The organism is Paenibacillus borealis (assembly GCF_000758665.1).
Lineage (GTDB): Bacteria > Bacillota > Bacilli > Paenibacillales > Paenibacillaceae > Paenibacillus_AQ > Paenibacillus_AQ borealis.
In genome coordinates, this window is the sequence record NZ_CP009285.1 from 5749205 (window position 1) to 5773725 (window position 24521).

General features: G+C 51.3%; 17 protein-coding genes. 8 read left to right on the plus strand and 9 right to left on the minus strand.

Features of this window, described 5'->3' with window-relative positions:
- Window positions 1-65: 65 nt before the first annotated feature.
- The 3 genes from PBOR_RS24640 (at window position 66) to PBOR_RS24650 (ending at window position 3761) form a co-directional block, all read left to right on the plus strand.
- Window positions 66-1022 (plus strand): ABC transporter permease, encoded by a 957-nt coding sequence (locus tag PBOR_RS24640; protein WP_042216254.1) that lies wholly within the window; start codon window positions 66-68, stop codon window positions 1020-1022.
- A 9-nt stretch (window positions 1023-1031) separates the two neighbouring features.
- Complete coding sequence (locus PBOR_RS24645; protein WP_042216256.1) at window positions 1032-1934, plus strand: carbohydrate ABC transporter permease; 903 nt, start codon at window positions 1032-1034, stop codon at window positions 1932-1934.
- A gap of 75 nt (window positions 1935-2009) precedes the next feature.
- Window positions 2010-3761 (plus strand): ABC transporter substrate-binding protein, encoded by a 1752-nt coding sequence (locus PBOR_RS24650; RefSeq protein WP_042216258.1) that lies wholly within the window; start codon window positions 2010-2012, stop codon window positions 3759-3761.
- 968 nt (window positions 3762-4729) lie between these two features.
- Here the strand turns inward: PBOR_RS24650 and PBOR_RS24655 are convergent.
- A complete protein-coding gene (locus tag PBOR_RS24655) occupies window positions 4730-5938 on the minus strand; it encodes a helix-turn-helix domain-containing protein (protein WP_042216259.1) in 1209 nt (402 codons plus the stop codon).
- Window positions 5939-6115: 177 nt separating this feature from the next.
- Between PBOR_RS24655 and PBOR_RS24660 the strand changes: the two genes are divergently transcribed.
- Complete coding sequence (locus PBOR_RS24660) at window positions 6116-7462, plus strand: MFS transporter (RefSeq protein WP_042216261.1); 1347 nt, start codon at window positions 6116-6118, stop codon at window positions 7460-7462.
- Between the two features lie 388 nt (window positions 7463-7850).
- Here the strand turns inward: PBOR_RS24660 and PBOR_RS24670 are convergent, their stop codons facing one another.
- Both PBOR_RS24670 and PBOR_RS24675 read right to left on the minus strand, forming a co-directional pair.
- Complete coding sequence (locus PBOR_RS24670; protein ID WP_042216264.1) at window positions 7851-8498, minus strand: FusB/FusC family EF-G-binding protein; 648 nt, start codon at window positions 8496-8498, stop codon at window positions 7851-7853.
- Between the two features lie 254 nt (window positions 8499-8752).
- Window positions 8753-9679: a helix-turn-helix transcriptional regulator gene (locus PBOR_RS24675; protein WP_042216266.1), complete on the minus strand. Its 927-nt coding sequence runs from the start codon at window positions 9677-9679 to the stop codon at window positions 8753-8755.
- Between the two features lie 124 nt (window positions 9680-9803).
- Here PBOR_RS24675 and PBOR_RS24680 point away from each other — a divergent pair, with 124 nt between their 5' ends.
- Together PBOR_RS24680 and PBOR_RS24685 are read left to right on the plus strand one after the other, a co-directional pair.
- Window positions 9804-10223, plus strand: coding sequence for a pyridoxamine 5'-phosphate oxidase family protein (locus tag PBOR_RS24680; RefSeq protein WP_042216268.1), 420 nt, complete (start codon window positions 9804-9806; stop codon window positions 10221-10223).
- A gap of 68 nt (window positions 10224-10291) precedes the next feature.
- Window positions 10292-11071 carry a helix-turn-helix transcriptional regulator gene (locus tag PBOR_RS24685; protein ID WP_052429628.1) on the plus strand — a complete coding sequence of 260 codons (780 nt, stop codon included), beginning with the start codon at window positions 10292-10294 and terminating at the stop codon, window positions 11069-11071.
- A 27-nt stretch (window positions 11072-11098) separates the two neighbouring features.
- Here the strand turns inward: PBOR_RS24685 and PBOR_RS24690 are convergent, their stop codons facing one another.
- From PBOR_RS24690 to PBOR_RS24710, 5 genes are all read right to left on the minus strand, one after another.
- Window positions 11099-12436 carry a glycoside hydrolase family 30 protein gene (locus PBOR_RS24690; RefSeq protein WP_042216270.1) on the minus strand — a complete coding sequence of 446 codons (1338 nt, stop codon included), beginning with the start codon at window positions 12434-12436 and terminating at the stop codon, window positions 11099-11101.
- Window positions 12437-12506: 70 nt separating this feature from the next.
- Window positions 12507-14516, minus strand: coding sequence for a beta-galactosidase (locus tag PBOR_RS24695; protein WP_042216272.1), 2010 nt, complete (start codon window positions 14514-14516; stop codon window positions 12507-12509).
- 83 nt (window positions 14517-14599) lie between these two features.
- On the minus strand, window positions 14600-15424 hold the full coding sequence (locus PBOR_RS24700; RefSeq protein WP_042216274.1) for a carbohydrate ABC transporter permease: 825 nt from the start codon (window positions 15422-15424) through the stop codon (window positions 14600-14602).
- A 12-nt stretch (window positions 15425-15436) separates the two neighbouring features.
- Complete coding sequence (locus tag PBOR_RS24705; protein WP_042216277.1) at window positions 15437-16327, minus strand: carbohydrate ABC transporter permease; 891 nt, start codon at window positions 16325-16327, stop codon at window positions 15437-15439.
- 77 nt (window positions 16328-16404) lie between these two features.
- Complete coding sequence (locus PBOR_RS24710) at window positions 16405-17751, minus strand: ABC transporter substrate-binding protein (protein WP_052429629.1); 1347 nt, start codon at window positions 17749-17751, stop codon at window positions 16405-16407.
- A 209-nt stretch (window positions 17752-17960) separates the two neighbouring features.
- Between PBOR_RS24710 and PBOR_RS24715 the strand changes: the two genes are divergently transcribed.
- Both PBOR_RS24715 and PBOR_RS24720 read left to right on the plus strand, forming a co-directional pair.
- A complete protein-coding gene (locus PBOR_RS24715; RefSeq protein WP_157764120.1) occupies window positions 17961-19742 on the plus strand; it encodes a sensor histidine kinase in 1782 nt (593 codons plus the stop codon).
- A 156-nt stretch (window positions 19743-19898) separates the two neighbouring features.
- Window positions 19899-21488: a response regulator transcription factor gene (locus PBOR_RS24720; protein WP_245648295.1), complete on the plus strand. Its 1590-nt coding sequence runs from the start codon at window positions 19899-19901 to the stop codon at window positions 21486-21488.
- A gap of 145 nt (window positions 21489-21633) precedes the next feature.
- Here the strand turns inward: PBOR_RS24720 and PBOR_RS24725 are convergent, their stop codons facing one another.
- Window positions 21634-24477 (minus strand): glycosyl hydrolase 115 family protein, encoded by a 2844-nt coding sequence (locus PBOR_RS24725; RefSeq protein WP_042216282.1) that lies wholly within the window; start codon window positions 24475-24477, stop codon window positions 21634-21636.
- Between the last annotated feature and the right edge of the window lie 44 nt (window positions 24478-24521).

Consider the following 24521-nt stretch of genomic DNA (forward strand, 5'->3'; position numbering starts at 1 on the left):
AATCTTCGGGTGTTTCCTTGTTTTCCGGGAGATTATGATAAAGCCATATCGAAGGAGGGACATAAATGAAAGCGATTACCACCACCGTGAAGCCGGAGCTTAAGAAACCCGGCTCACGCTTTTGGGCCAAATTCCGGCAGCAGAAATATCTATATATGATGGCGGTTCCCTTTGTCCTGTGGGCCTTCGTCTTCAGCTATCTGCCGTTATGGGGATGGATGATGGCCTTCCAGAAATATAAGCCGGGCAAATCTTTTTTTGAGCAGAAGTGGGTCGGCCTGCAGTATTTCAGGGAGCTCTTCCAGGATGAGCAATTCTTCAATGCCCTGCGCAACACCCTGGCAATGAGCGTCATGGGACTATTAGCCGGATTCATCATTCCTATCATCTTCGCCATCCTCCTGAATGAGGTAAGGCTGCAGGTGCTGAAACGTTTTGTCCAGACGGTGTCTTATCTGCCGCACTTTGTGTCCTGGGTGGTAGCCGCCGGGATCATTACCAAGATGCTCTCCACCGACAACGGCGCAGTCAATGACCTGCTGCTGAGCCTCCATATCATTAGCGAGCCGATTCAATTCATGGCCAAAGGCAATCTGTTCTGGGGGATCGTAACCGCATCGGATGTGTGGAAGGAAACGGGCTGGAACACGATCATCTATCTCGCCGCGATCTCGGGTATTGGACCGGAGCTGTATGAAGCAGCCAGGGTGGACGGCGCAAGCCGGCTGCAGCAGGTGCGGAACATTACACTGCCGGGCATCCGGGCGACGATCGTTATCCTGCTGATCATTTCCATCGGCCATCTCATCAGCATCGGGTTCGAGAAGCAATTCCTGCTCGGCAACAATCTGGTACGCGACTATTCGCAGACACTGGATCTGTATGCACTGAACTACGGGCTCGGCATGGGACGCTTCTCCTTCGGGACGGCCATCAATATTTTCAACTCGGTGGTCAGTGTGATTCTGCTCTTTACGGCCAATGGCATCTTCAAAAAAATAACCAAGGAAAGCATCATTTAGGAGGCCCTTATGCTGATCAAAAAACTGGCCGCCGCGTCTTGGTCGGACCGCATCTTCGATTTGGTAGTCTATGCTGCGATTACTGTGGTGACCATTGCCACACTGTACCCTTTTCTCAATGTGCTGGCGATTTCATTCAATGACTCTACCGATAGCATCAAGGGCGGGATTACGGTCTACCCCCGGATGTTCACCTTCAAGAATTACGAGACGATCTTCGCCTTCTCCGGACTCATTACCGGATTCAAGATTTCTGTTCTGCGTACCCTCATCGGCACCCTTCTCGGACTGATCAGCGCCTCGATGCTGGCTTTCACCTTAAGCCGTTCGGACTTTCAGGGCCGCAAGTTCGTCTCCACCTTTCTGGCGCTGACGATGTACGTATCCGGCGGACTGATTCCCTTCTACATTCTGATCAAGAATCTGCATATGATGGGCACCTTCAGCGTGTATGTCCTGCCCGGCCTGGTCAGTGCATTTAATGTGTTCGTCATCCGCTCCTTCATCGACGGTCTGCCTTACGCCCTGCAGGAATCTGCCAAGCTGGACGGAGCCAATGACTTCACCATCTACTGGCGGGTGATTCTGCCGCTGACCAAGCCTGCGCTGGCGACCATCGCCCTGTTCCTGGCGGTTGGCCAGTGGAATGCCTGGATTGACACCTACCTGTATAACGGCTCGAATGACGCACTGACGACACTGCAGTTTGAGCTGATGAAGGTCATTCAGAGCACCACCACCAATGCGGATAACTTCCGCGGCCGGAATATGGTCGAAGTGATGGCACAGATCTCCCCGGAATCGGTCAAAATGGCAATCACCATTGTCGTCACCGTCCCTATTCTGATCGTCTATCCGTTCCTGCAGCGTTACTTCGTCAAAGGCATGACGCTGGGTTCGGTCAAAAGCTAGTCCGCTTACGGTATCGTCAGGTTAACGCCTGTGTATACAATATGTTCTCACCAGACAAAGGGAGGGTTTCTATTCATGACAAGAAAGACAGCGAAACCGTATGTTCTGCTGATGGTCTTGACCTTGCTGCTCAGTGTGCTGGCCGGCTGCGGCGGAGGCAATAACAACAAGAATACGGCCGAGAATACCGGCGGCACCAAAGCCGCTAATAGCGCAAATGCGGCCGCCACGGCAGAAGCTACGGCAGAAGCCGAAGATTTAAGCCCACTGACGCTTTCCTTCTTCGCGGAAGACCCCAATCCGAACTGGAACAATATGAAGGATGAGGTCAGTACCGTTCTTACAGAGAAAACAGGCGTCACTCTCGATGCCGAGTTCGCCGTTGGCGATCCGCAGCAGAAGATCGCGCTGATTGCCGCCGGCGGTGAATATCCCGACATCATCTCCGCCAAAGCCGATATCGGCAAGCTGGTGGATGCCGGCGCTGTCATTGACCTGACCGAACTGATCGACAAATACGCGCCCAATATCAAGCGGGTGCTTGGAGACAATCTGGCCCGGGCCAAATACACGAACGAAGACCAGTCCATCTATGCCATCCCTACCTGGGCAGCTGTGAATGAGAAGAAGTTCGTCGCCGGCGGAGGCTTCGAGCTGCAGCACAGAGTGCTGAAGGAAGCCGGATATCCGGAGATCAAGACGGTCCAGGATTATGAGAATGTAATCAAGGCCTATCTGGAGAAACATCCAACCGATGAGAACGGCAACAAGAATATCGGCGTATCGCTGAACGCAGATGACTGGCATATGTACATTTCCGTAACCAATCCTGCAGTGGCGACTACCGGCGGTTCCGATGACGGGGAATATTTCGTCGATCAGACGACTCATGAAGCGATCTACCACTTCCGCCGTCCGGAAGAGAAGGAATACTTCCGCTGGCTGAACCATATGAATGACATCGGCCTGCTGGACAAAGAAAGCTTCGTGCAGAAATACGACCAGTATAAAGCCAAAGTGGCCACCGGACGTGTGCTTGGCCTGATTGACCAGGATTGGGACTACAATGACGCGCAGCAGGCTCTGAAGACGGCCGGTAAATTCGATCAAACCTACGGCCATTATCCTGTGACCTTAACCAGTGAATACAAAGAAACCAGCTTCTGGCCTACAGGCTTCATGGGCGGCTACGGAATCTCAATCTCGACCACGAACCCTGACCCGGTCCGGACGATTAAGTTCCTGGATTACCTGGCTTCCGACGAAGGGCAGATCCTGAACAACTGGGGCATTGAAGGCAAACATTATGTCGTAGAAAACGGCAAACGCGTCGTCCCTGCCGAAGTGCAGGACCGCATTAACAATGATAACACGGCCTTCACGAAGGAGACCGGCATCGGCTTCTACTGGAATATGATGGTCCACTACGGCGACGGGGCCAAGGATTCTACCGGCAACTATTACACCAAGAACTTCCCTGAGCAGCTGGTACTCGGTTACAGCGATGTCGAGAAAGAAACGCTGGCGGCTTACAATGCCACTACCTGGAAGGATCTGTTCCCTAAAGAAGAGGAGTTTACTGAGAAAGCGTACGGGGCAGCCTGGAATATTGCCCTCCCCGGCGAGGATGAAGTCTCCATTCTGGGCAATAAAATGAGAGATATTACGTGGAAACGCATCCCGCAGGCGATTCTGGCCAAACCGGCTGAATTCGATAAAATCTGGGATGACTACATGGCCGATCTTGAAAAAGCCGGCGTTAAGAAAATGGAAGCCGGCTACACCAAATATGTGCAGGACCGCGTGGAGCTGTGGAGTTCCAAATAGGGGGTTCATTATTGCTTGAGCTTAAGTTTGTTAGAAAAAGAAAGTGTCGCTGCTGCGGGGATTTTGGACTTCCGGCCGCTGTTGTTCCCAGATTTCTTGATTTAGACCGCTACTCGCGGTGGAAATCCGGTAACTGCATGCTTACGATGCGAGCTTTCCAACGGAAAGCTTTCAGGCGGACGCTACCGCTCCTACAGTTCCAAATTTCCCCTCCGCTTCTTTTCGCTTTTCGTTAGTCTCTTTAGTACTTCCTTTTCTCTAAAGAATTAAAGTCCAACCAATAGTTCACAACAAAATCACCTTAACGGGTGAATCAGCCCGAGCAACGCAGCCTGATGTAGATTGTAAGCCCATCTCACATTGCTCTATTCTGACCGCTTTGTTTGGGCAGCCTCCGGTAAAATCAGGGGTACTTTTGCTCCTCATTCCCGCCTGCCGCCCACTTTTGGCGGATGAGGGGCACTTTTGCCCCTCATTCCTGCCTGCCACCCACTTTTGGCGGAATGAGGGGCACTTTTGCCCCTCATTCCTGCCTGCCACCCACTTTTGACGGATTCAAGGGCACTTTTGCCCCTCATTCCTGCCTGCCACCCACTTTCAGCGGATTCAGAGGGATTTATCCCTTTGATTTCCTCCTACCGCCCACTTTCGGCGGATTCAGAGGGATTTATCCCTTTGTTTTTCTCCTACCGCCCACTTTCAGCTGATTCAGAGGAATTTATCCCTTTATTTTTCTCCTACCGCCCACTTTCGGCGGAATCAGAGGGATTTATCCCTTTGATTTTCCAAGCCTCCGACTTCCGGGGATTCTGTGGAATTCCGGATACAAGAACACATTCGTCCTTCAGACGGACCTGCTCCAATTTCCAGAGAAGCTTATCCACAACAGACGAATATCGTAATTCCTATACACCAAGCAGAACCAACCGTGCGGGAAGCTGCACGGTTGGTTTTTTACTGGACATTATTTAATTATCATGCAGCTCTTGGTAGGTTTGTCTAATTAAGTCCGCATATTCAGAAGGCGGATAATCCTTCACCTGATCATAGGCGAACCGGACTTCATGGCGGGCTTCCTCCAAACGGCCTTGCTTCGCGAAGATTTTCGCTTTGTATGCATAGGCAGTGAGCAGGTCGACCCGGTCAAGCGGATGATAGACCTGGTCGTTCAATACTACTTTGGACAAGACCGCCAGTGCCTCTTCATCCCTCTCCAGATGGTAGTGCGCGATCCCCATCATCATATGGACAAAAGGCATGAACTGGCTGTCCTTCGCGGGATAATGCTCCGCAAGTACCAGCACTTCCCCGTAACTCTGCTTCGCAAGTGCCAGTCTAATTTCGCCAAGGTGCACCAGTTCCAGTGACTCCGCAGCTTCTGTGAACTGTGCGAACAGCTTTGCCTTGCTTAAGTATGCCTCTGCCTGCTCAAGATCATTGTGAAGCAGGGCCAGATGGGAGAGTAGACGGTACAGATGATCCGACAATGAGTAGACTCCTTCTTCATGCGACAGCTTAAGTGCCGCCAAGGCAGCTTCCCGGCTGCCGGAGTAATCTGCCAGTGCAGACAACGTAACACTTTCCGCATAATAAAGATCGATTTCAAATAAAAAATCGTTGCCTACCTTATTGCTCACATATTCTTTACGGACACGGCGAATCAGTTCCAGCCCGTCCTGGTATCTGCTCTTGGCAAACAATAAAGCATAAGCCAAATACTGAATCTTGGCACGCTCTACAAATAAACCGAAACGCTCATAGATTTCAACAGCCCGTTCGATTCCTTCTTCTCCGCCCTCTGTTCCGGTGTGGTAACAGGAGCCCACATAAAACTCCATCAGCCGTGCGGCATCCACTGCCATCGGAAGCGTATCCTTCATCAGCGGCTGGATTTCCGCAACGATCTCCTTATACTGCTTCGCCTTGTACTGCTGCTCGATCTTACGGACGAGCGGACCCAGCTCCGCTTCGTGCTCACCCTCCAGGAAATACCCCGCATCTGTACCCAGACGCCCGGCAAGGAATTGCAGCGTATTCATAGAAGGCAACGCCCGTCCGTTCTCGATTTGGCTAAGCATGCTTTTGGTCATATGTTCTCCGGCCAGGTCAGTCTGCGTAAGGCCCTTGGCTTTACGCATTTGTTTGACTTTGTCGCCGATGGTCAGTTTAGTCGTCATCTGCTGTGCCAACTTTCTTTGGTTGCTTTTCTTCCAGTATAGCCTAATATTCAAGCGAGAAAAAGCCGCATCATGGCAAAAGTTAAATATAATTAAACTTTTTGTTGCAATAATCAGATCCAGCCTCTACAATAAGTTTAATATAATTTAACTTTTTCGGAAAAAGGAGTGCTCGTAATGTCTGAACCAACGCCGGTGTCGGCAGCATCCAACCGCAATATCATTCTTTTCTTCAGCGGAAAATTCGCTTCTGTTCTCGGCTCCAGTATGTACACCTTTGTTGTCGGCCTGTATATTCTGCAGCTCACCGGTTCAGGAAGCAGCTTTGCGGTTACGTTGCTGTGCGGTATGCTGCCCAGTATTATTCTGTCGCCCTTCGCCGGCGTGGTGGCCGATATGGTGAACCGCCGCAAGCTGCTGATCGGCTCAGATGCTGCAAGTGTCTTGATTATGCTGCTTTCCTTTGCCGCCGTCTCCATAGAGGGAATGTCCCTCTTACCGATTTATATCTCACTGATCCTTCTGTCAATCTGCGCAACCTTCTACAGTATCTCCGCCTCCTCTTCCATGATGATGCTCGTTGACCGTGATTCCATCCAACGTACCGGCTCCCTGAATCAAATTGCCAGTTCTGTCGGCCACCTGCTGGCTCCCATTCTTGCCGGTATGCTCTACGCCTTCCTCCCGCTTGAAGAATTCATGCTGCTGAACGCGGCAGGGCTTACCATCTCGACCGTGATGGGCTGCATGCTGAAGTTTAGACCGGTTCCAGAAGCCTTATCTGAAGCTGGGCTTACAGACGGGGCTGCCGAAACCGGAAACCCGCCCTTCCGCGAACGCCTGGGCAGCGTTGCTGCCGAGGTCAGTACGAATCTGAAAGAAGGCTTCTCCTATGTAATCCGCCGTCCCGTTATCCGCTCCCTCCTAATTATCGTGTTCTGGATTAATTTCTTTGTAGTCGCGCTGAATGTCGTGCTGCCCTTTGTGGCCGTACAGACCCTGGGGCTGTCTTCGAAGCAATACGGTATACTTGAAGCCATGCTGGCAGCGGGCATGCTGCTGATGTCCCTGCTCCTCACCGTTCTCCGCCAGAGCAACAATCTTGTAAATACAATTATCGGAGGTCTAAGCGCACTGGGGCTGCTCTTCCTTGCGATGGCCCTTCCGCTGCTGCTTCATTTCACCGCTGCCGTTACCTTCATCTTCTTCCTTCCGCTGCTCCTGCTTGTCGGTATCGTAATTATGATCATCAATATTCCGATCCAGGTGTATCTGCAGCAGAGTATAGAAGAAGAGTACCGCGGACGCGTATTCGGACTGGTTGAAGGCATCGCCGGTTCCATCGCTCCGCTGGGCATGCTGCTCTACGGAGTACTCCTCGACTGGATTCCCGGTTCGATCATTCTGCTGGCTTCCGGTGCGGCTATTCTGGCGGTAACTCTAACCGGACGGAGAGGGCTGGTCAGCAGCAGGGCCGCAGAACAGCAAGGGGTTCATACAGAGGTGGAGCAGGCTGGGGCGTAGTAGTTCAGGCTTTGAGCACATATGAGGGGGATGTTATTGCAATTACTGGAATAGAAGTGTGTGACTCAAGCACATATCCTGCACGAAATACAACATTTCCTGCACGATAACGCTCCTCCCCCCCGAATTGTTGTACGAAAGGCAACATTTCCCCTCCTCCCAGCCTATTAAACAAACTATTCTTGTATTTTCTGCAACAATCCTCCCAGACACCCGGATTTTTCTGCCTTCGAGTTGTAATTCGTACAACATTTCGCGAAACTCCGTTTGACCGCCAGCGACGGGACGGAAGCTTGATTGAGGAAGCAGCTATAATTATGCTGTTTTTCAATTTTAGTTAAGAACCTAAAGCAAAAGGCCACCCTAAGGGCGGCCTTCTCCGGCAAACTTATTTCTGCACCGAGAGCACGAACCTCTCCAGCGAGCTTATATCGGTGATACTCTGATTACATCCATGATTATCTATACATACGTATTGCCCCACAGAAGCTATGTTATCTGCTGAAGCAAGCTCAGGCTTGGTCTTGACTGTAAGGAAGGCAAGCTCCTGCTGGCGGTTGCAGAACAGGCAATAGCCTTTCTTGTGGGTCGGTATTATTCTGCCCTCTACGCCGATGAATTGTCCTTCGTATGGATAGACAATGAACAGCTTATTCGTCGCAATGTCTGCCCAGGCCAGATACGTCACATAACGAAAATCAAACGATGCAAGATCAGGTAGCTTCATCTTCTTATTCTTAGGAAACAGCTTCTGAATCTGCTTCAGTGTAATCGGCGGAAATGGCTCCAGATAAGGCTCGAAGCCGCTGATATACTGCTGGAAATCCTCGGCTTTCTCCAGGGTGGAGATAGGCTTCAGCATTTGCTCCTGATCCACAGTAAGCGAAGAAAATGCCTCCGTCACATTCACCTCAGCACTGTACCTTACGGTCTCCAGGACACGCCGGTCTGCTACAGACCGCAGTGTTTTGAGCACGAAATCCGATTGTTTCTTAATATAATTATATTGATGGTTTCTAATAAATGTTGTAGTCACAGCTCTTCAGCCCCTTATTATTATTGGTCAATCCAATAAGGTGCAGAGCCTGCTAATTAGAAACGATAAAATCAGTTTGGGCGATCAAGATCTTCCTGCCGCACCCCACGCAAAGTATCGCCCCGGATCAGGCTCTGCATGAGGACTTCCTAGCTAATGAGCAATTCGTTGCCATCAGTGTAACCCCCTATCAACTAATATGGAAAAAGTATAGCAGGAATTTCCGGAGGGTACAATTGATAATCTCTTATCTGTCATTCCCCTTCATACACCGCCAGCAGCCCCTTGATTCTCCGCACCAGCTCCGCCCGCACATGGGACGGCCCCAGACACTCGCACTTATCCCCCATCCGCAGCAGCATATTATACCCGAAATCATTCTCGGCAAATGGAAAGTACACGGTAAATTTATGGTTCCCGCAGGGCACTACATTCTCCTCGCCGCATAGCTCAAGCATCAAATCCCGTAATGAGGAATCTATCTGCAGCGTAAGGGTTACCACTTGCTGGTCCGGCGGATGCAGCGGCTTAGGATCAAATTCCCTTGGCGTGAAGGTCCCCTCCAGCACCTTAAGCCCAGTGATGCGGGATAGCCGGAAGATGCGGAAATCCTGCCGGGAGATGCAATATCCCTGCAGATACCAGTTGGAGTCCTTCAGCACCAGGCGGTAGGGTTCAACTTCCCGGCTGCTCGGCTTCCCCTCCTGATCACTATAGCTGAACGATACCAGTCTGCACCCGTCCATAGCAATCTTAATGTCGTGCAGATTCAGCTTCAGAATCTTATTGCCCAGCCAGGGCGCATGATCGATGACGATCTGACCGGATTTCAGCTCAATCTCCCGCACCTGCTCCTCGGGAATCAGCCCCTTCACCTTAGCCATCGCATTCAGGATTTCCTCACCCGACATCGTAGCGTGGATACTCCCGAGACCTGTTAACAGGGCGGTGATATCCGAAACGGTAAATAATCTTTTCTCCACCTTATATTGCTCCATGATGCCTATGCCGCCGCGTACCCCGGGATACGTAACAATCGGAATTCCCGCCTGATTGATCGAATCAATATCCCTGAAGATGGTACGGGGCGTGACCTCGAACATCTCTGCTAACTTGGAGGCACTCACTTTGTCGCGTTCCAGCAGAATCATGATTATGGAGATTAACCGGTCTATTTTCATTCTGATCACCTTTTTTTAGTTTACCACAACAACCATGACAGACAGCTGTCATAATTCCGTATGCTACTATCAGTTTAGGCCGCTAGATCACGACGGTTCAATACATTAACAGAGGAGAATGAATATGGAATATGTACAAGGCTTCAAAGAAATTATGGAGGTCAGCGCACACCTGGCCCTAGCCACCTCAATGGATAATAAACCGAACGTGAGAGTGATGAGCCACTTCTACGATCAGGAGAAGGGCATTGTATATGTCTCCACCTTCAAGCAATCCCCCAAAACTGCAGAGTTCGCAGCCAATGATAAAATAGCCTTCACAACTCTCCCCGAACCCGCAGGCAGGCTGGTGCGCGTAACTGATGCTATCGTTAAGAAAAGCGGGCATACCGTATATGATTTGAAAGACGGCTTCACGAAAAACAATCCGGCCTTTGAAGGCACACTTGAAAAAATGGGCCCGATGTTTGATGTGTATGAGTTTCATTTCAATGAAGCCATTGTAACGCTGGGGCCGATGAAAATGGAGAAAATCACGCTATAGCAGCTTAGATAAATGGTAAGATAGGGTGGTGTTTACCAGCGCTTCAGATGAAAGGAGGGATGAACGTGATGGACATCCACAAATACGAGCACCTTGTGCCTAATGTCTTTTTGTTTGTGGACCGCAGATCCTTTGCAGACTGGGAGATTATCAGCAGCACGATAGATTTCCATGATCTGTCGTTCATCGTGGAAGGCAAAGCGGATTACTTCATTAACGGGAAGAAATTCTCTGTAGAAGCCGGGGATATGCTCTATGTCCCTTCCGGCAGTGTAAGGGAAGCCCATACCTTTGCCGAGGCACCTATGCATTCCTTTGCGTTCAATTTCTTCTGGGAGGGTGCGGATAATCATGTGCACCTGCCGTTTGCGTCCGTAACAAAGAATAGGATGACTAAGGAAATCCTCGATGATATCAGGGAGTTCTCGCATATCTGGATGGGCACGCAGCCTTTCTACAGAATGAAGGCCCGGGCCATCTTCCAGCTGATTGTCTACCGCCTGCTTAATATTGCCCATCATCAGGAGACGCCGCTGCTTGATCCGAGAATCCATAAAGTAATGACTTATATGATGGATCACTATGCGGAGGACGTTACGATTAAGGATCTGGCGGAGTGGATCGGACTGAATTCCGTCTACCTGGGTAAGCTGTTCAAACAGAATACCGGCTCCACCTGCAAAGAATTCCTCAACAAGGTCAGGGTCAATAATGCCGAGATGATTCTGTCTGCGGGCGGGTTCAATGTGTCTGAGGTGGCTGAGCACTGCGGGTATCATGATGTGGCGTACTTCAGCAATGTGTTCAAAAGCATGAAGGGGTATCCGCCGTCAGCTGCTTTGAAGTGACGGCGGATGGAGTCATGTTAGTCTATTTTACAGAACAAGGGTATTAAAAGATTCCGCAGCCAAATTGAGCTCATATTGCGTTTCATCGTTAGCCAAAAGAATCGTTCTTGCTTCCTTGAACGGATTCGCAATCACCAGCACCCGTCTGCCTTCCGGCGTCCCGAATGCCAGCGCATTGCCTGTCCATTTGCCCTTCAGGCCGATTCTGCGGGAACCGGGGCCAACGAAATGGGCGAAATGCTTCATGACGTAGAACTCGGGATTATGCACGGCCTTGTATTCATCCGGCTCTACCGTAATCATGGAGTTCTGTTCCCATCCCCAGGTACTGCGGCCCTTTGGCTGAAGCACCATGTTCCAGTAAATATAGGCGTTCACACCATTGGTGAAGTAATGCTGATACAGGTTAAACACATATTTGGCATAAAACCAGGTGTTCTCCCCATCCCCGCACTCATTCTCCGTCTGCATGTAGCGCAGTTCAGGATAAGCCTGCACCGTACGCTGAATGCCATATTTGCCCGCCCATTGGTAGCCAACGCCTTGCACATATTTGTATGCTTCAGGATCGCTTAACACCGTGTGCGCATAGGCATCGAATCCGCTGTCCTTCTGCTTCATCCACTCATCCCACGGCTCCGGCGCATTAATCGTGCCCAGCCATATTTCCGTATCCAGGCCATGCTGTTCAAAAGCCGGTCCCAGATAGTCGCGGATGAATTCACGCAATTGCTCCCCGGTCCATACGCACGAAGGGAATTTCTGATCCGCTACGACTTCATTCTGCACATGAACCTGATGGATGGTGATGCCTTCCCCGGCATACGCCTGTACAAACTTCACAAAGTATAAAGCATACGCCTCTAGAATCTCCTTCTCCCAGCGCAGCGTGCCGTAATTATACGCCCGGGGGAACTTCATCCAGGTTGGCGGACTCCAGGGGGAGGCGAATAATTTCAGCTCCGGATTCAGCTTCAGCGCCTCCCGGATGTACGGAATCAGGTACTTGCGGTCCCGTTCGATCGAGAAATGCTCCATGGCGTAATCGCCATCGGTTTCATTCAGGCTGTACCATTCAAGTGCATAGTCACTCGCCCCGATCGGCAGCCGGCAAATGCTGAACTTATGATCCCCTTCCGGATGGAAAAGCGAGTGCAGCACCGCGCTTCTGTCTTCTGCAGCCAGCAGATTCAGCGCCTCGAATCCAAGCTCGTTGAAGCATCCGCCGAACCCTTCAATGTTCTGATGAATTTCTCCGGTGAACGCCAGATCCGCCGGCGCGTCCGCAGCTGCAATTTCCACGCTTCGGGTAACCCATGGGCCATTCTCTGTACTTGATACCCAGACTATATCTTTAACGTCCATATTGCTGCCTCCTCATCCTATCTCCCTATGGGGAGGATCGTTACTTACTCCTCATAGTTAAAGCAATTTATTAACTTTCACTAATAATAAATATGCCCCAAGCATCCAGCTTCAGTTCCTCAGCATGCGCTACGAGATTCCCGGACAGAAGCTCCTGCCCCGCTCCATACGGATACTGGAATGTAACGGACTCAGCAGAGTAGTTGTAGTAGTAGCGGATGGTGCTGCCGTGCCGGTTCACACCGGATTTGACGATTAACGGGAACGACAGCTGCTGGTCTTCGCCCCATAATCCGGCAACCTGGAGCGTATCCCGCAGGATGACCGCCAGCGCGGCAGGCTCCGCCATACATCCGATATAGGTAGCGGTACCATCACCGAAAGTGTTTCTCGTGACCGCAGCATATTCGCCCCACTGGGGATGATCATAGCTGGCGAGTACTTCGGCCGAATCCGGAACAAGCATTTCCATCCATGTTCTGACGGTATGAACGCCTGCTTCCGTTCCCTCGGGGAACAGCTTGCCGGTAAGTCCGGCAGAGGCATTAGGCGTGGCAAAATGGCTGTAAGCCACTCCGCAAGCCTCATGAATAACGCCCGGCTGCGCTGTATGCCGTACCTTCACCTGCTCATCGGTGAATCCGCTTTTGAAGGAATAGACGGCATGACCGCCGCTGCGGACATACTCATTCAGCCGCTGCAGTGCCTCGTCAGAGACGGCATACAGAGAAGGTACGACAATCAGCTCATAATCGTTCAGCCGGGTGCTGGATGGCTGGATGAAATCGCAGGCGATATTCATTTTGTACAATTCGTCATACATCCAACGGACCACATCGTTATAAATTACTCCGCCGGGAAGCTTGAACCATTCGATCGCCGACAGTGCTTCGTTGCTGACCATAACAGCCACTTTGCTGGTCTTCTTGAGCCCAATCAGCTGATCACTCAGCCGCTTAAAGTCAGCACCGATCGTCCAGGCTTCCTTATATACCGGATTAGGCAGGAAGTCATGACTAAGCAGCCCTTTCCAGTAGGTCTCGAACGAATTATGAATCGAATGCCAATGCCAGTAGGCAACCATGGAGGCACCCGATCCCAAATGACTGAAGGCTTGCAGCCGTAGCTGCCCTGGATAAGGCGTCCACTCAGGAAAAGCCTGCGCCTGTGTCTCCAGGACGAAATAGTTATCCTGCTTAAGCGAGCGGGTCATATCTCCCCCGAACGAAATCTCGGTACCGGTAAGGTTGTCCTGCGACGGATGGTAGATATCTACACCGGCAATGTCGAACGGGGCTGCGGCGGCAAAGTGATCCACAGACGGCTGCACCCCAAACGAATGCCCTCTCCACTCAAAATCAAAATTATGCGTCGTGAACTGCTGCGGCTGCTTATATTCATTCACAATTCCAATCTGCCAGGCCAGAAATTCATTCACAAGCCCGCGCTGGAACCTGGCAAATTCCGCACCGAGACTGCCGTTGATCGTGCCAACCATCGACGGGAAGTCCTCCCAGCTGTCGATCCGGTTGCTCCAGTAATCCAGGCCGAACTGATGGTTAATCGCCTCAAGGGTTCCGTAGGTTTCTCTCATGTATTTGACGAATTTGAGCTGGACATTCGGTCCGGCGGTCTCATAATGCTTCGTTTCATTATCTATCTGGTAACCGATAACTGCCGGATGCCTGTGGACCACGGCCATCAGCTTGCGGATGATCCGTTCGGCGTAGAACAGATACACGGGATGGGTAATGTCCATAATCTGCCGCGCACCGTACTTACCTTCACCTTTTGCCGTGACGGCCAGCACATCCGGATGCTCCTTGACCATCCACGCAGGAATGGCGTAAGTCGGCGTGCCCACAATGACATGAATCCCGGCGGCATGCATGGCATCCAGCACTCTTATCACCGGACTGAAATTAAATACGCCATTCTGGGGTTCATGGGTGCTCCAGGTGGACTCGGCAATACGCACGGTATTTATTCCCGCTTCCTGCATCATCCGGATATCTTCATCCAGACGGTCATAAGGCATATATTCGTCATAATAAGCAACACCGTATAACAAGTGATCCATTGTTGTCCTCCTAAAAGTTTTGTGAGCATAGGCTTCTTGAATCTCTTCGCAAAACTCACTTCGGAAGCATACGCTGTGTGAAATTAACCTTTTACCGCACCGGCAGTAACGCCCTTCGTAATCTGCTCATTGAAGATCGCGTAGATGACAATCGCAGGGATGGAGGTCAGCACCATGACGGCAAACTGTGAGCCATAATCAGAGGAATACTGGCCGGCGAAATTCATGACCGAGAAAGGCAGCGTTTTCAGTGCATCCTTGCTGAGGAAGGTCGAAGCCATAATGAACTCATTCCAGCAGTTCAGGAAAGTCGTTACGACTACTGTTACCAGAGCAGGTGCGGTAAGCGGTGCGATGATCTGGAACACAATCCGGTAAATATTCGCCCCGTCCACAATTGCCGACTCTTCCAGAGCTTTGGGAATACTGCGCAGGAACCCGGTCAGGATGAACGTCCCCATGGGCACGGACACCGCAGTGTAGGGTAGAATCAGGCCCAAATAGGAGTCGGTCAAGCCCAGCGCTTTGAAGATCGCGAAGTTGGGCAGCAGGGTGGCATGGATCGGAATCATAATCCCGAGCAGGATGATGGTGAAGAATACCGAACGGAACTTCCACTCCATCCGTGTAAACGCATACCCTAACGTTAAGGATAGCACAACGGTCAGAAGGATTGTTACCGTAGTAATAAACGCACTATTAATGAAATAGCGCAGAAACTTGCCGTCTACCCAGGCGTTGATATAATTCTGCCATTGGGGTGCGCTTGGCCATTTCAGGATGCTGGAAGAATAGAATTCATTGCTGCTGAGGAATGAGAAATCCGCCAGCCAGATTAACGGGAACAGTTGAACCAGGGCGACAAAGAGGAAGAACACCCATAGTATAGTTTTAGTACTTTTGGTCATGGTGTTTCCTCCTTAGAATTCCGTAGCATCACTGCGGGTAAGTTTGTTGCTGAGATAGGTGGCCAGCAGGCAGACAACGATGAAGAGAATCGAAATGGCATTGGCATAGCCGTATTGGCTGGCCGAGAATGCCTTGTTATAGAGATACACAGCCAGGAATTGAGTGGAATCGCCGGGACCGCCGTTGGTGGTCAGGAACACGGTTTCCATCTGCTTCAAGGCGGTAATCATAGCCAGTGTGATCTGCACCGTAATAACCGGTGACAGCAGCGGAACAGTGATCCGCAGATGCAGCTTGAAGCCGGAAGCTCCATCCAGGGAAGCGGCTTCATACATTTCATCAGGGATTCCTTTGAGGCCGGCATAATAGAACAGCAGCCCCCAGCCGAATCCGGCCCAGATTAGAATGAACAGCATCGTAACCAGTGCTGTACTGCTGTCCCCCAGCCAGGCATGCTTCAGGAACCCAAGGCCCAGTGTATCCAGCAGTTTGTTGAATGCACCGAAGGTAGGGTCGAGCAGCGACAGCCACATTTTGGAGATAACCACTACAGAGATTACGCAGGGAATGAAAAAGATCGTTCTGAACCACTTCTCCGCTTTCCCGCCCAGGCGGTCCAGCATAATGGCAAAAAAGATGGCAATCGGATGTTGAATGAAGATGAAGCCTAGACCCAGCAGAACGGCATTCCGCAGCGCCAGCCAGAAACGGCTGTCGTGAAACAGCAATTCCGTATAGTTAGCGAACCCTATGAATGCAGACGGTGTGCCTGGTGCCAGGGTATCCCGGAACGAATAGTATCCGCTGAGCACAATCGGGACCAGAAAGGTTAGGGAGAATAAGAGAATTCCCGGGAAGACGAACAGGAAGATGGCCATTTTATTGTTGAATACTTTTTGCATGGAAGTCTCACTCCATCCTTAAGATTGGAGAAGGGCAAGAATGGTTCCTGCCCCTCCCCTTTCACTCTCTACATTTGTTATTGGGATTCCGCTGCTTTCTGCAGGTCTGCGAGCAGCTCTTCCGGTGTCGAACCGCCGGCGAAGAATTTGCCGAACGCGTTCTGTCCGTCATCCTTAAACTTCGGAGTTCCGTAATCAAGACCCAGTGAACCTGCAGTAGTGGTTGCTCCGGTAAGAACATCTGTCAGCTGTTTCTGCAGCCCGCTCTCCGTGCCGGTCAGCTCATACTTCTGGGCAGGAACAGCCGCGCCGGTATCCCAGACGGTTTTGGCCCATTGATCTGCTCTCATCAGATAGTCGAAGAATTTCTTGGCTTCTTCCGGATGCTTCGAGCTGCTGACCAGTGAATAGCCGCCGCCGTTCCAGGCCAGAAGGTCTGTATCCTTGCCTTTGCCGCCATCCACTACAGGGAATTTCAGCACAGCCACATTATTGCGGAAGTCTTCGGATAGGCTCTCATTCGTAGCCATTCCCGCTTCCCAGGAGCCCATGTACCACATTGCCGCTTTTCCCTGCGTAAATAAGTTCTGGGATGCACCGTAGTCTGCGGTCATGAATGATTCCTGGAACAGCTTGGCATCTCTTGCCTCACCCAGCAGCTTGGCAGCAGTGATGAAGCTCTCATCGGTTGTGAAGTTCTTCTTCTGTTCCACCGCATCCAGCATCAGACTCTGATCTCCGCTCACTCTAATGACCAGATCCTGGAAGAATGCCGCGAAGCTCCACAGGTCTTTACCGTTCACCGACATCGGCTCAATGCCTTTGTCACGGAATTGTTTGGCTGCATCCAGCAGCTCCGCATAAGTAGTGGGTACGTTTACGCCATTGTCTGCAAACATTTTTTGGTTATAGTAGATGACCTCATAGTCGCTGTTCCGGGGCAGGCCATACAATTTGTCATTGAAGGTGAAAGACTTATATACGCCCGGGAGGAAGTTATAGGTCTCCCCTTCGTACCCGGCCGGGTCCAGCTCTTTCACATAACCAGCCTGAACCAGTGTATTAAGCTCTGCTCCCCCGTGCACCATAGTGATGTCCAGCGCTTCATTTGAGGCCATATAGGCTTTTAATTTATTCTTAAAAGGCTCTTCGGCCAGCGTTTCGAGCTCGATTTTCACATTAGGATTCTCTTTCGTATAGTTGTCGATCACCATTTGCTCGGCCAGGCCCTGGCCCGATTTACGGTCCGGAAGGTTGGAGAACACGCGCAATGTGACTTGTTCAGCGGCGGGATCGGCTGCGTTGCCGTTTGTACTGCCCGCACTATCATTCTGATCGTTGCCTCCGCATGCACTGAGTACCGAGACAGCTGCCAGCGCTGTAATCAGCAATAGATTCCGTGTGGATTTTGTATTCATAACCATTTAATCTCCCCCTAATTGTTGTTGATTGTGCTTGCCTTCTTTGTTGTGACCACATCGTAACAGAGAACCTGATCCGGGGTCAGTAGAGAAAAAGAGAGTAAAGTTTAAAATTGTCGACTCCTCTTCCGGCACTCTTGTTTAAATTCAACATTACGAATAAGATAAAAAACAAAAAGGTCAGTGATCACGTGCTGCGTTTCTACTTAAATATGAATCTGCGTTATAAGATAACGATTCTTATCTTTCTCCTGATCACCGCAGTAACTTTTGCTATAGGCGGATATTCGTATAGCATCTCAAAAAAACAGATCATTAACAAAGTAAGCAACTCCAATCAGAGCGTGCTTAAGCAGATTGACAGCAATCTCTCCAGAATGCAGAAGACGATTGCCGACTGGGTTACGGTATTCAGCCTGGCTTCCGTTGTACAGGAGACGTTAAGAAGCAATACTCCGGATTCTGTCGAGATCGAGGATCAATTCTATAACGGGCCGACCGCGTCCATGATGAACCAGATGCTGGTAACCGGCAATTTCGACTATCTGGCGCTGTACGGCAGCCTGTCCGCACCCATGTTTCAGGTTGCCACCGATGACAGCAGCGGGGCCTACGGCCTGGACAAGATCACCCCTCACAATATTTATAAGGAATCCGTTGCCCTGAACGGCGCCTCCTATTGGTTCCCGCTGACGGAAGAGAATAATGTCTTTATTCAGAGCAACCGCAATGACAAGCTAGGTATGACCCGGATTATCCGCGATATTGTAAACGGAAACAGAATCGGCTTTGTATTTGTCGGCATTAATCTGGAGACGATCCGCAGAACCTATCTGACGGATCTCTATGATCAGGACCACGGTATTCTTATCCTGAATGAGAGCGGTGAACAGCTCCTGGCCGCAGGCAAAGAAACGAATGACAAGAAGGCAGTAGACTTCGTGATGAAGCAGGCTGAAGCCGGCATAATGTCCGGTTATACCATTGTGAACCTGCAAGGCGCAGATACGCTGCTGAACTATAATATCAATGCCAACGGCTGGATTACGCTGTACAGCGTGCCGCTCAGTTCGTTGACCGAGGAGCTTAACTCGATTAAGTCGGCTGTGCTGATCATGATTCTGGCCAGCTTGGTCCTTAGTATACCCCTGCTGATGTTTTTCTCCTCCTTCCTGACCGCACCGATCAAGACCCTTCTCCTGTCGATGCGCCGCTTTCAGAATGGACAGTTTGAAGAGAAGGTTAACATTAAATATTGGGATGAGATCGGCCAGTTAAGCCGGGGTTACAACAACATGGTCGCCAATATCAAGGCGCTGGTGGACGATGCCTATCTGCTTAAGCTTAAAGAGCAGGAAGCGGAGCTCAAGGCGCTGCAGTCCCAGATCAACCCCCATTTTCTGTATAACATGCTGGATACGATATTCTGGGAAGCCGAAGCTGCGGGCCAGGACAAGATCAGCGAGATGGTGATCAACCTCTCCAGACTGTTCAGATTAAGTCTTAACCAGGGCAAGAGCTTCACCAGCGTCGCCAAAGAGAAGGAGCTTATCGAGCTGTATCTGTCCCTGCAGAAAATGAGATTTAAAGACTCTCTGGATTTCGTAATCGATATCCCTGAAGAGCTGCATCCCTATGTCATTCTGAAGCTTAGCCTGCAGCCTTTTATTGAGAACGCGCTGATTCATGGGATTGAACGTAAACGCGGCGGCGGCTGTGTGAGTATCAGCGGACAATTAACCGGAGATCAGCTGAAGTTCGTGATTGAAGATAACGGGGGCGGCATGAGCAGCGAGACGCTGCAGAAGATTCTCACCCTGCCGGATGAATCGGATATTTATACAGCCCGGGATACCGGGGGATACGCGGTGCAGAATGTACAAGCCAGACTGAAGCATTTCTATAAAGGGGATTTCACCTTGAACTACACCAGCGTTCCGGGAGAGGGTACACGCGTGGAGATCGTAATTCCGGCTATCCTGAATGATATTTAGGCTGAATATAAAGAAGAAACGGCTTCGCCGACCTTTTAAGGACGGGGCGTTTCAGCGAGAAATAGAAGGATAAGTTATCATGCGAAGCATATAAATTCTTCTATTTTAAGAACCTAACAAAAAGCGCAAGAACGGAGGAATTATCACTTGTTTAATATGATTATCGTGGACGATGAAGAACGGGCCCGGGTCGGAATCAGAACCTTAATCGACTGGCAGGCGCACGGAATTACTATTGTTGCCGAGGCAAGAGACGGCCAGGAAGCACTGGATATTCTGGGTACCCACCAGGTCGACATCATGCTGACGGACATCCGGATGCCGCAAATGGATGGTCTGGAGTTAATCTCCATTGTCTCAGGGAAGTATCCCCATATTAAATCGGTGATTATGAGCGGGTATGATGATTTCGCCTATGCCCAGCAGGCGATTAGAGTCGGGGCCAGTAACTACCTGCTGAAACCAAGCAGAAGACAGGAAATTCTGAGCACTGTACTGGACATCACCGAGCAGATTCAATCGGAGAAGCTGGAGATCAAATCGCTGGAGCATCTGCGGCAGGGCTTCCGGGAGAGTCTGCCCCTGCTGAAGGAGAAGACCTTAAGCCAGCTGGTTCTCACCGAAAGTCCTGCATATCCGCGGCTGCTGGCCAATCTGAAGATGAACAATCTGGTATTTCCTTATCTGCTGTATGGCGTGATACTGCTGCGGATTGATAATTTCCGGCAGCTGCACCAGAAATATCTGCATGAGGATACGGAGCTGCTGAAATACGGGCTGAAGAATATTTGTGAGGAGTCCCTTCCGGAGACGATAGTATGTATCGCCTTTGAACATCAGGATGATATTGTGCTGATCCTTAATACGGATGAGCTGCTGGATCACGAGGAATTAAGCGGCTATATCCGGATCATTCAAGACAATATCCTGAGTTATCTCCGGTTCACGGTCTCTGCCGGAATCGGAAGTATAGATAAGAATCTTCAGCATTTACGGCGTTCTTTTCTGGAGGCATCCCAGGCGCTGAATACGAGAAACTACACAGGCACCGGCAAAATTGTGGAGTTCAGCGGGGAATTTGATGATGAAGCCTCCCAATCCTCCTATCCTTTGCATGAGGAGCAGGAGGTGCTTAAGGCTGTCCGGAACGGCTCCCCCGAAGAAATTGCCGGGAAGCTTACCCTGTTCAACGTGGCCCTTCAGCCCGAAACGGTATCCAGGGACCAGGTGATCAAGTCAAGCCTCGCCCTGTTCTTTGCGCTGTATAAATTATGCATTGAGAATAACGTCAACGTGAACAAGGTGTTCGGACAGAATCTGACCGAGCTGATCCAGGTTCTGTCCCGCTCCAGTCTGGATCACATTTTCCAGTCTCTGCTTGAGACTGCCCTTCTGGTTAGTGAGCATTTGACCTCCAAGAAGAACAGCAACAAATTGCTGGAAGCGGCCAAGCTCTATATCGGGCAAAATTACATGAAGGATATCAACCGCGAGATTGTCGCCAGGGAAATCTATATTACACCCGGCTATTTAAGCCTGCTGTTCAAGCAGCAGCTCAAAACCAGCTTCACCGATTATCTGCATAAGGTCCGCATCGAGCATGCCTGTCTGCTATTCAAAGATCCCGGAATGCGGATCGAGGACATCGCTCTGCAGTCCGGGTACAATGATACGAAATATTTCTATCAGGTGTTCAAAAAGTATAAGGGGATTACTCCGAATCAGTTCCGCAGTAATGCGGAGTAACGCGGAGGATGCGGAGAGGAACGGCAGTGCGCCGAGAGGAACGGTAGTGCGCGGAGAGGAACGGGAGTGCGGCTAGTGTTGCGGGCTGTCCGCCGCCATCTGCTTGATGATGGCGGCGGCGGCGGTCCCGGCAACCCGCCGGAGGTCAGGTATGGAAGCTCTCCACCGGCCTCAGATAGGAATACGGCAGCGGTCCGGAGGACAGCACCAGCTTCTGCAGGACAAGTCCTGCATCCAGTCCGTACACGCGCAGCGTATGCTGGCCCTTGTCGAGCCTATGGCGGGTAACCTGCGTATGGATATTGTCCATGACCGCACGGCACCACGGCTCATTGTCATGATTGCCGCCCTCATAATTCGGCGGCAGCGCGTCTGCGGTGACCGGCGTTTCCCCGTCGAATCCGGCGGCATATCTCAGTCCGCTGACCGGAGACAACTGGTTCGTCGGCGCGATATAAGCGGTCAGGCTGTATTCGCCGTCCTGATGGACGAGCAGCCGGTACTCCAGGTAAGGCGCTTCCTCCGGCTGATCAAAGGAGATGCCGGCGGGGAGCATTTTGACCGAAGATAAGGTCCGGCCGTAGTTGCTGATCGTCTTCCACTCGACCCCGGATTTCGCCACACGGCTTGCAGTATGCTCCGCTTCGATAGAGACGGTGTGATGCGTCTCGATGAAGGTCACCGGCGGCATATTGGTGAGGCTGGTCCACTCCAATGTTACTTGCACGGTTACAGTATTGCCGGCACCTGATAGAGTAATATGGCCCGAAGCCGCCCCTTGCACCTTCTCCCAATCTACTGAAACCCGGATCGTTACTCCGCTGTCAATCCAGCCTTGGGTCCGGTCCAGCCTGATCCAGTCCGCGCTGCTGGCTGCCTCATATTCGAACCCCGCTCCGCCGCTGCTGACCGTAATCTCATAGCTTTCCTGCTGCAGATTCGTAAACGCCGGGAGGCCTGCTGTCCCTGCGGTGTAACCCTGCTCCGTCCCCTCTACACCCACAATCATGATAGCTTCCTGGGCTGGAATCACTCTTGTAACTTCCGGATAACTCCACCCGTCCGCATTCCAGTTGACATAGCCGACATGAGGGGAGCTCATCATGCCCTGCCATTTTCCGCCTGAGATTCCGGTATTGTAGTGCTGCTCCAGCTGCTTATCCCGTTCAATAGCTCTCTCTGCCAGATCAGCATAGGTATTGGCGAGAATACTTCCCCGCTCAGCATACAGGTTGTTCAGCCCCGCATAAATCTGCATTGCGATGACATTGGCGGAGGCCACTGCCGGATAATAGACCAATTGGTAGTAGGCATCCTTCAGCGGTGAAGGGAGTTTCAGCTCATACTTTGCAGCAGCCTGCTCCAGGCTGAGCGCTTGTTCCAGCACTCTCTTCGCCTCCTGATGATGCAGGACACTGAAGGTGTCAGCCCGGATAATCTCCGGCTTGCGCCGCCCGTTCATCCGGGTGTAATCCGCTAACACCTGCGCGATTCCGTCTACCGTCCCCGTTGTAAGGTCTGATCCAAACTGCTGCTCTACCCAACGCCGGGTGTACTCCTCCGTCTGGTTAATCGCTCCGGTTCCCCAGCCTGCAAAATCATAGGCTAAGTCCATGAAGTAGGATAGCGGCAGCTCCATCGGCTTCAGATCGCCGACATTCACCACCCAAATATCGCGGATGCCGTAATCATACGCCATGGTCATCTGCTCCCAGACCTTCTCCAGCGGAGTTACATTCACCCACTCGTAGGAGTGCGGGCCGCCGTGATAGTCAAAATGGTAGTAGATCCCCCAGCCGGCCTCCCGTTGCTGCTCATGTTTTTCCGGGATTTTGCGGAGATTGCCGAAGTTGTCATCCGAGAGCAGAATCGTCACATCCTGCAGCACCTCCCAGTCCTTCAGCCCCTGCACCTCTGCCGTGCCGTACCAGTATTTCTCAACCTCTTTGTAGACTGCCAGCACCTGCGGCATATGCTCCAGATTGTATTTCTTCAGCAGCGCCTTCTGGGTAAGGATAATCTGCTTCAGCAGCTCAATATTCTCCTGGTCGGAGCCTTCCAGTGCAGAGTCGCTCTCTCCGCGCATGCCGAGTGTGATCAGATTGTCATAGTGTCTGTTGCGCTTGATCCCGTCTTCCCAGAAAGCAGTGATCGCCTGCGGGTTGCGGGCGAAATCCCACCGATTGCTTGTCCCGTACTGCGCATACACCTTCTGCCATTCGCTGCCGGCCCGGAACAACGGCTCATGATGCGATGTTCCCATAACAATGCCGTATTCATCGGCATGAACCGCATTGGCAATCGGACTGCTTTTCCCGTTCAGACTGAATTCTGCACTCCACATCGCCGGCCACAGAAAGTTCCCCTTCAGTCTCAGGATCAGCTCGAACACTTTGTCATAGAAATCCTCATTGAAATCACCGAAAGCATGCGTGACCCAGGAGCCGAGCGACGGCCAGTCATCATTCAGGAAGAATCCCCTGTATTTAACGGAAGGCTCTCTGGAGCTGCGGTTCAGCCTGCTTACAGGAATGGACAGGGTGGTGTTCCTGTACGGAACCACATCGGCAAAATACACCCACGGGCTGACTCCAATCGTTTCCGAAATCGAATAGATCCCGTATATCGTTCCGCGTTTATCGCTGCCCGCAATGACAAGCGCCCGGTCCACGCCAGGCATTGGAGCTTCAACCAGCTGCAGCCGGAAGCATTCCCGCTTGCCTTGAATCGCCGTGACGTCGAGGACGCCTTCTGCAATCAGCCTGTCGATCAGCTCATTTCCGCCTATGGGTCCGGCGATGACGACGGTTCCTGCGAGCTGCTCCAGTTGCGTAATCATTACCGGTGTTATCCCGCTCACCAGCTTGATATCCGCGCCGAAAGAATCCGCCACCCGGCGCAGTCCGTTATAATCAGTCCCCTTCGGGTCCAGGTAAATTTGAACCGCCTGGTCTGGCGCGGCAAGTATAAAGTCCTCATTCGATTTCATGGAATAGCTTCCTCCCGGATTGTCCGATTTCGTATGCTTACGCA

Excerpts from the sequence above, each read along its gene's own strand:
- PBOR_RS24640 (WP_042216254.1), top strand. The coding sequence starts at position 66 with ATGAAAGCGATTACCACCACCGTGAAGCCGGAGCTTAAGAAACCCGGC.
- PBOR_RS24645 (WP_042216256.1), top strand. The coding sequence starts at position 1,032 with ATGCTGATCAAAAAACTGGCCGCCGCGTCTTGGTCGGACCGCATCTTC.
- PBOR_RS24650 (WP_042216258.1), top strand. The coding sequence starts at position 2,010 with ATGACAAGAAAGACAGCGAAACCGTATGTTCTGCTGATGGTCTTGACC.
- PBOR_RS24655 (WP_042216259.1), bottom strand. The coding sequence starts at position 5,938 with ATGACGACTAAACTGACCATCGGCGACAAAGTCAAACAAATGCGTAAA.
- PBOR_RS24660 (WP_042216261.1), top strand. The coding sequence starts at position 6,116 with ATGTCTGAACCAACGCCGGTGTCGGCAGCATCCAACCGCAATATCATT.
- PBOR_RS24675 (WP_042216266.1), bottom strand. The coding sequence starts at position 9,679 with ATGAAAATAGACCGGTTAATCTCCATAATCATGATTCTGCTGGAACGC.
- PBOR_RS24680 (WP_042216268.1), top strand. The coding sequence starts at position 9,804 with ATGGAATATGTACAAGGCTTCAAAGAAATTATGGAGGTCAGCGCACAC.
- PBOR_RS24685 (WP_052429628.1), top strand. The coding sequence starts at position 10,292 with ATGGACATCCACAAATACGAGCACCTTGTGCCTAATGTCTTTTTGTTT.
- PBOR_RS24690 (WP_042216270.1), bottom strand. The coding sequence starts at position 12,436 with ATGGACGTTAAAGATATAGTCTGGGTATCAAGTACAGAGAATGGCCCA.
- PBOR_RS24695 (WP_042216272.1), bottom strand. The coding sequence starts at position 14,516 with ATGGATCACTTGTTATACGGTGTTGCTTATTATGACGAATATATGCCT.
- PBOR_RS24700 (WP_042216274.1), bottom strand. The coding sequence starts at position 15,424 with ATGACCAAAAGTACTAAAACTATACTATGGGTGTTCTTCCTCTTTGTC.
- PBOR_RS24705 (WP_042216277.1), bottom strand. The coding sequence starts at position 16,327 with ATGCAAAAAGTATTCAACAATAAAATGGCCATCTTCCTGTTCGTCTTC.
- PBOR_RS24710 (WP_052429629.1), bottom strand. The coding sequence starts at position 17,751 with ATGGTTATGAATACAAAATCCACACGGAATCTATTGCTGATTACAGCG.
- PBOR_RS24715 (WP_157764120.1), top strand. The coding sequence starts at position 17,961 with ATGAATCTGCGTTATAAGATAACGATTCTTATCTTTCTCCTGATCACC.
- PBOR_RS24720 (WP_245648295.1), top strand. The coding sequence starts at position 19,899 with ATGATTATCGTGGACGATGAAGAACGGGCCCGGGTCGGAATCAGAACC.
- PBOR_RS24725 (WP_042216282.1), bottom strand. The coding sequence starts at position 24,477 with ATGAAATCGAATGAGGACTTTATACTTGCCGCGCCAGACCAGGCGGTT.